General features: G+C 71.0%; 5 protein-coding genes. 4 read left to right on the top strand and 1 reads right to left on the bottom strand.

What is annotated here, in order from left to right:
• The first annotated feature begins 472 nt into the window (after positions 1–472).
• The 4 genes from RWK90_RS06370 to ccsB all read left to right on the top strand — a co-directional run bounded on the left by RWK90_RS06370 (position 473) and on the right by ccsB (position 5831).
• Positions 473–1081 carry a DUF3558 family protein gene (locus RWK90_RS06370; protein ID WP_314035902.1) on the top strand — a complete coding sequence of 203 codons (609 nt, stop codon included), beginning with the start codon at positions 473–475 and terminating at the stop codon, positions 1079–1081.
• Between the two features lie 218 nt (positions 1082–1299).
• Positions 1300–2961: a hypothetical protein gene (locus RWK90_RS06365; RefSeq protein WP_314035900.1), complete on the top strand. Its 1662-nt coding sequence runs from the start codon at positions 1300–1302 to the stop codon at positions 2959–2961.
• Positions 2962–3153: 192 nt separating this feature from the next.
• A complete protein-coding gene (locus RWK90_RS06360) occupies positions 3154–4815 on the top strand; it encodes a cytochrome c biogenesis protein ResB (RefSeq protein ID WP_314035898.1) in 1662 nt (553 codons plus the stop codon).
• Positions 4812–5831 (top strand): c-type cytochrome biogenesis protein CcsB, encoded by a 1020-nt coding sequence (gene ccsB / locus RWK90_RS06355; RefSeq protein ID WP_314035896.1) that lies wholly within the window; start codon positions 4812–4814, stop codon positions 5829–5831. Before RWK90_RS06360 ends, ccsB begins: the two co-directional genes overlap by 4 nt.
• A 28-nt stretch (positions 5832–5859) precedes the next feature.
• On the opposite strand, the gene RWK90_RS06350 is transcribed toward ccsB, so the two are convergent.
• On the bottom strand, positions 5860–6705 hold the full coding sequence (locus tag RWK90_RS06350) for a hypothetical protein (RefSeq protein WP_314035894.1): 846 nt from the start codon (positions 6703–6705) through the stop codon (positions 5860–5862).
• Positions 6706–6709 lie beyond the last annotated feature (4 nt).

The raw sequence follows: 6709 nt of genomic DNA, 5'->3' as shown, positions 1-6709 counted from the left end.
CCAGCGCGACCACCTCGGCGTGCAGCTCGGCGGCCGGGACCGTGGACCAGTCGCGGCGCAGGTGCGCGTCGAGCGCGCGCAGCACGGCGGTCAGCTCCCCGCCCGGGGCAGCGGCCGCCGCGCTCGCGCCTCTCACCGTGTCGCTCATGTGTTCGATTGGATCATCCGGGTACGACACACACCCCGTCACCGCAGGTGACGCGGGCGAAAGCTGGGCACGCTGTACAGCGAGTGTCGCCCGGCAGGATGCCGGCTCGGTTCGCGGCCCATCGCCGCCCCGCGCGTCGGTCGATACTGTCGAGCCTCGCCCACGGTCGATGGTGCCCCCGCGGCGTTGCGTCTGCTGCAAAGATCACCGGGTGTGAGCCCACGCCACTGCGACGTCGCCACCTGTTCGGTCCCGCGGTCGAAGGGGCGGAGGATATATGGGCCGAGATGGAACCGTCCGGCGGGGCGGCGCGTCGTACCGGGTGTGGGAAGAAGTGGAGCTCTGGGCGCGGCGCTGGTCGCTGCCGGCGTGGTGTTGTCCGGGTGCGCGTCGGCGGACGGGGAGGAAGGCCCGACGTCGACGACGACGAGTCCCGCCGCCGCGGAGGAGTCGGGCAACCCGTGGGATCTGCCGATCGAGCAGAGGCCCGCCCTCTTCGACCCCTGTGCCCAGATCCCCATTGAGGCGGTGGAGGGGGGTCTCGGAGCACCGGTCCAGCCTGTAGAGGAGTTCTTCAATCACCGACCCGATGAATTGATTTCATGCGGGTGGGAATCTGCGGAGGCTCACTTCACGGTTCTGTCGACTTGGAAGTCTCGAGAAGAATATCTGTCGGACGAGATGTTTGATCTTCGCGATGAGTCGGCCGAGGTCATAGGCCGCGAGGGGATGCGTCTATCGAAATCGACTGACGCATTCAATTCCACATGCCTGCAGTTGTTCTTCACCTCGCAAGGCACAGTGTGGTTTGAGCTCGGTTTGACTAATGCGCTCAACGAATTCAGAGGGGAGCGCACTGCCGACGCGTGCTCGGTGATCGGCAGAGCTATTGAACCGCTTGTGCCTCTCATCCCAGAGGGAGACTTCCAATGAGAGTTCATCTTGATCCTGGTGCCGCCGAAAGCTGCCTGCAAGCATGCTCGCTTTTCGAGGAGCAGATCTCCAAGGCGTCTAGGGCTTACAGTCTCCGCTCGCAGTCGTCCTCGAGTGGCTCGTTCGAAACGGCTCGACAGCTCGGCACTGTCTATTCACTGTTCGTCGACCAGGACCTGGCGACGCTTTTGGACGGCTTCGCGAGTCAGGCCCGCGCCATGTCGATGCTGTTCGCCGCCGCGGGTGGGCTGATCGAGGCGCAGGACGAGGAGTTGGCGGGGGCGTTGTCGAAGGCCGCGGAGGAACCAGCCGGGTTGCAGAGCCTGGGGCTGATTCACGCGAGCGGGTCCGAGGGGTTCATCCTCGAGGATGCGTGCGTGATGGGCGGCTACGGACGGGTGGGGCCGGAGGACGTGTCGGATTCGCCGCTGGACCGGATCGCCTCGTGTGCGCAGGCGTTGCAACCCGACCAGTTCGACGAGATCTCCGCGCGGGCCACCACGGTGTCCGAGGTGTTGGAATCGGCGGCGACTCAGCTGCAGGCCGATCTGGACAACGTCCTGGGCAGCGGCTGGCAAGGCGAGTTCGCCGCCAGTGCCCAGGACTCGGTGCGAGGTCTGGTGACGTCCGCGGTCGCGCTCTCCGGGGAGCTCGGACGAGTCGCGGCGAAGGCACAGAGAGCCCAAGAGGGTTTCGCCGTAACGCGCACGAATATCGCCGAGCAGGCGATGCAGGCGAAGGCCGCCGAGCTGTCCGGTCGCGAGCTCGGGCCGGCGGGACTGCCGGCAGCGGCGCGGGCACAGGCACAGCGGCAGGCGGCCGAGGAGCAGGCCCGGGCGATCGTCAACACCGAGTACAGCCCTGCGGTGATGGACGCCAACCTCGACGACCTGGACTTCACCTCCGCCTACCGGGTCGTCGCGACGTCCGCGCTGGGCGGGCCCGGGGGCATCTACCTCGCCCGCATCTGGAACACCGACGGCGTCGTCCGTCCCGCCCGGCCCGCGACCCCGGACCCCGCCGCGCTGGCCGCCGCAGCAGGGGCGGGCGCGGGCGCAGCAGGAGCGGGAGTGGATGGCGGCGGACAGCCTGGCCCCGGCGCGACGGCCGCGGAGGTGGGCCAGCCGGTCGCGCCGACTGACGCGGCGACCGAGCAGGCACTGCTGGCGGCGCGAGCCGCAGCGGCCGAGGGCGGCGCATCGGGAGCGGCCACCGGTAACGCGGGGGCGGGTGCTGGCGTGAACGCGACCACGACCGCGGCGGCGGCGCCCATGGCCCCGGTGACCGGCACGGCCGGCCAGCCCGCCGGGGGTGCGGGGGCCGGCGGGATCCGGGGCCTGCGCGGCGGGACCGAGAACCGGGGCCGTGATCGCGGGTTCGGCTCGACCGCCGGGCTGGTGGGCGGCGGTGGCGCCGCAGCCGCGGGTGCGGGGGCCTCGCGGATGGGCGGCGCCGGCACGCTGGCGGGATACGCAGCCGGCGGGCCAGCCGGACCCGGGGCGGGCGGCCCGACCGCCGGGGTGCCCGGCGCCGGTTCCGCCCCCGGAGGGACGGCGGGAACGGGCCCGGGGACGATGGGCTCGTCGTCGTCGACCAGTACGGCCAACGGTCCGCGAGCAGGGGCGATGCCGATGGGCGCGATGATGGGCGCGGCCGGGGCCGGACAGAATTCGGACCGTCGCGGCCACACCCCGGCCGGCTACCTGACCAACGCCACCAACACCACCGCCATCATCGGCGACCCCGTCAAAGTCGCACCCGCGGTGCTCGGGCGGACCGTGGACGAACCGGCACAGTCAGGTGGGGAGAACGGCGCCGCGCCGTACCGCGGCCGCACCCTCGGCCGCGACTACACCGGCGGCGGCGCGAAGGGACCGTAGTCAAGGCACAGTAGCCCGCGAACGGGAGAGGGGGCGGGGAGCGATCCGGCACCGGACCGAGCGGCCACGGAGACCCCCGCCACACCGTCGGCAACGCCCCACACCCTGCCAGGATCCACTCAGGATCACCGGACTAGCCTGTACGCGACCGGCGCCGAGCAGTCGGCGCGCCGCGACCCGCAGATGGACCCCATGCCCAGAACCGCTGCCGTCACCGCCTTCCTCCGCAACGCGTGGCGCACCCTCACCGCCATGCGCACGGCGCTCATCCTGCTGTTCCTGCTGGCCGTCGCGGCGGTCCCGGGCGCCCTCCTGCCGCAGCGCAGCCTCAACGAGGGCAACGTCAACGAGTACATCGCCGAGAACGGCTGGCTCGGCGAACTCTACGACCGCCTCCAACTGTTCGACGTGTTCTCCAGCTGGTGGTTCACCGCCATCTACGTGCTGCTGTTCATCTCGCTCGTCGGCTGCCTCACCCCCCGCTCGATCGACCTGGTCAAGCAGCTGCGCACCCCGCCGCCGCTCACGCCGCGCAACCTGTCGCGCCTGCCGCACCACGCCGCGTACCGCACCACGGCCACCCCCGAGCAGGCCGCCGAGCAGGTCCGCCGCGAGCTCAAGGGCCGGGTCCGCCGCAACGACGGCGACGGCCGCGTCCCCGGCACCATCGAACTGTCCTCCGAGCGCGGGTACTCCCGCGAGGTCGGCAACATCGTCTTCCACTTCGGCCTGCTGGCGCTGCTCATCATGTTCGCGGCCGGCAAGTTCGTGTACGCCGAGGGCATGCGCGTGATCGTCGCGAACGCCGAGTCGCCGGCGTTCTGCAACACCACCCCCAGCGCGTACGACTCGTTCCGCGCCGGCCTGCTCGTCGACGGCACCGACCTCGAACAGTTCTGCATCAAGATCGAGGACTTCCGCGCCGACTACCTGCCCAACGGCCAGGCCGAGATGTTCACCTCCAACGTGCGCTACAGCGAAGAGGTCACCACCACCGACCCGGCCACGTGGGAGCCGTACGAGATGCGCGTCAACCACCCCCTGCGCATCGGCTCGACCCGCGTCTACCTCCAGGGCCACGGGTACGCGCCGACGTTCACGGTGACCTTCCCGAACGGCGAGACGCGGACCGACACGCAGCACTGGCAACCGACCGAGCTGCAGACGTTCCTCTCCTCGGGCATCATGCGCTTCGACCCGCCGGCCGGCCTGTACCCCGACCTGTTCGAGCGGCGCACGCAGCAGATCGCCATCCAGGGCCTCTTCGCGCCGACCGCGCAGTTCGACGGCACCCTGCTGAGTTCGCGGTTCCCGCGGATGGACGACCCGGCGGTGGCGATCGACGTCTACCGCGGCGACGCTGGCCTGGACACGGGCCGCCCGCAGTCGATCTTCTCCCTCGACCCGGACCTCATCGAGAACGGCGTCCTCAACCGCGAGGCGCGCGTCAACCTCAAGCCCGGCGAGTCCACGACGCTCGCCGACGGCACCGAGGTCCGCTTCGACGGCGCCGAGGAGTTCATCAACATCCAGGTCTCCGAGGACCCCACGCAGATCTGGGTGGGCGTGTCCGCCGCGGTGATGATGGGCGGCCTGGTGTTGAGCCTGATGGTGCGGCGCCGGCGCATCTGGGCGAGGGTGGGGGTCGACGACGACGGGGTCACCCGCGTCGACCTGGGAGGCCTCGCCAAGACGGACCGCTCGGGCTGGGGCACCGAGTTCGACGAGCTCCGCGACCGGCTCGTCGCGGCGGCGGCCGTCACACCCGTGTTGCCGGGTGACGCTGACAAGGGCCACACTTCAACCAGTCGCGGCACCGCCGGCGACGACGTGCGGAAGGACGACACCCGGTGATCACTTGGACCCTCGCGCAGGGACTGCCCGTCGACGAGACCCTCTCGACGTATTCGGACCTCGCGTTCCGGACGGCGTTCGGCATCTACGCCCTGGCGTTGATCGCGTCGCTGATCTACTACGCCGGGTTCCGTGTCCCCAAGGTCGCGCACCAGCAGCTCGTCGCCGCCGGGCGCGGGGCGGCCGACGGAACGCCCGTCGGGCTGACGGAGTCCACGTCGCTCACCGACACCGGTGACGAGAACCGCGCCTCCGAGGGCAACGTGCGGTGGGCGCGGATCGCGCAGCTGTTCATCGTGGTGGCGTTCCTGTTCCACGCCGGGTCGATGATCACCCGCGGCCTGGCGACGGGCCGGTTCCCGTTCGGCAACATGTACGAGTTCATCCTCGGCACCACGCTGCTCGCGGTGGGGGCCGGGCTGGTGTTCCTGCGCAAGCCCGCACTGCAGACGGCGTGGCCGTTCATGCTGGTGCCGGTGCTGGTCCTGCTGTTCTTCGGCGGGACGCACCTGTACTCCGAGGCCGCCCCGGTGGTTCCGGCGCTGCGGTCGTACTGGCTGCCGATCCACGTCACGATCATCTCGCTGGGCTCGGGCATCCTGCTCATCCCGGGCGTCGTGTCGATCATGTACCTCATCCGCGTGTGGCAGCCGCAGGGGCAGGAGTCCGGCTGGGGTGCGCGCCTGGCGCGTCCGCTGCCCGCCGCCGAGACCCTCGACCGGTTGGCGTACCGCGCCACGGTCATCGGCTTCCCGGTCTTCGGCGTGGGCATCCTGCTCGGCGCCGTGTGGGCGGAGAGCGCGTGGGGCCGGTTCTGGGGATGGGACCCCAAGGAGACCGTCTCGTTCATCTCGTGGGTGCTCTACGCCGGCTACCTCCACGCCCGCGCGACGTCGGGCTGGGGCCCCAAGAAGGCGGCGTGGATCAACATCGCGGGCTTCGCGGTGCTGGTGTTCAACCTGTTCTTCATCAATATCGTGGTCTCGGGCCTGCACTCCTACGCCGGGTTGAACTGACCTCGGCGGTCAGCCCAGCCCCCGGCGGTCAGGGCAGCTGGTCGAGCTCGAACCGCGACCGGAGCTCGACCGACCGCCCGGCCGGGACGGTGACCGACCAGTTGAGTCCCATCCCGTTGTCCAGCACGTCGCCGCCGGCGGTGTCGTCGAAGTCGATCCCGATGATCGGCGCGGCCCAGATGTCGTTGTAGAACCCCGCCTGCCGTGACGCGCCGCCGGTGAGGTTGGTGAACGCGATCCGGCGCCCGGCCGCGTCGACGCAGGCGACGGACCGGCCATAGAGCGCACCGGTACCGTCGGTGCCCTCCGGGAAGCAGTCGACGGCGCGGTAGACCTTCACGCCGCGGTCCTCGCCGGAGGCGTTGTCCACGGTGATGTCGGTCCAGTACCCGACGGTGCCGTCGACGACGCGATCCACCTGCGTCAGCGTCAGGCCGGTGTCGGCGGCACCCACGCCGACGACGGTGCGGATGACCCGCGGGTCCGCGGCGGTGCCGGCGCCCGACTCGGTCTGGAGGAGGGGCTCGTACGCCTCGAACCCGATGTCCGCGGGGCCGAACAGGCGATCGTCGACGAGCACGAGCGTGGCGCAGGCCTCGGGGGTGGCGAACAGGCTCAGCCCGTCGGCCGCCGAGCGGATCCCGCAGGTCAGGTCGGCGCTCACGGTGAGGTCGGTCAGCACCTCGACGGGGGCCACGGGGGCAGGGGGCGTGAGGGGCGTCGCCGGCGCGGCGGGGCCGGACGAGCCGCCGAGCGAACCGGAACCGGTGGCGGCCCCGGCGAGAGGCGCGGAGATCGCGGTGACCGCGAGAGCAGCGGCCAGGGTGGCGACCGCGGAGGGGAGGGCGCGCCGGGGCCGACGGGAGAGGGTCATGGGG

It is taken from the genome of Dietzia sp. CH92 (genome assembly GCF_032248695.1).
In the GTDB taxonomy this organism is placed as follows: domain Bacteria; phylum Actinomycetota; class Actinomycetes; order Mycobacteriales; family Mycobacteriaceae; genus Dietzia.
This window is presented reverse-complemented; position numbering and strand designations above follow the sequence as displayed.

Bases quoted from the DNA above. Each gene is read 5' to 3' on its own strand.
- RWK90_RS06350 (WP_314035894.1), bottom strand. From the start codon at position 6,705: ATGACCCTCTCCCGTCGGCCCCGGCGCGCCCTCCCCTCCGCGGTCGCC.
- RWK90_RS06365 (WP_314035900.1), top strand. From the start codon at position 1,300: ATGTCGATGCTGTTCGCCGCCGCGGGTGGGCTGATCGAGGCGCAGGAC.
- RWK90_RS06360 (WP_314035898.1), top strand. From the start codon at position 3,154: ATGCCCAGAACCGCTGCCGTCACCGCCTTCCTCCGCAACGCGTGGCGC.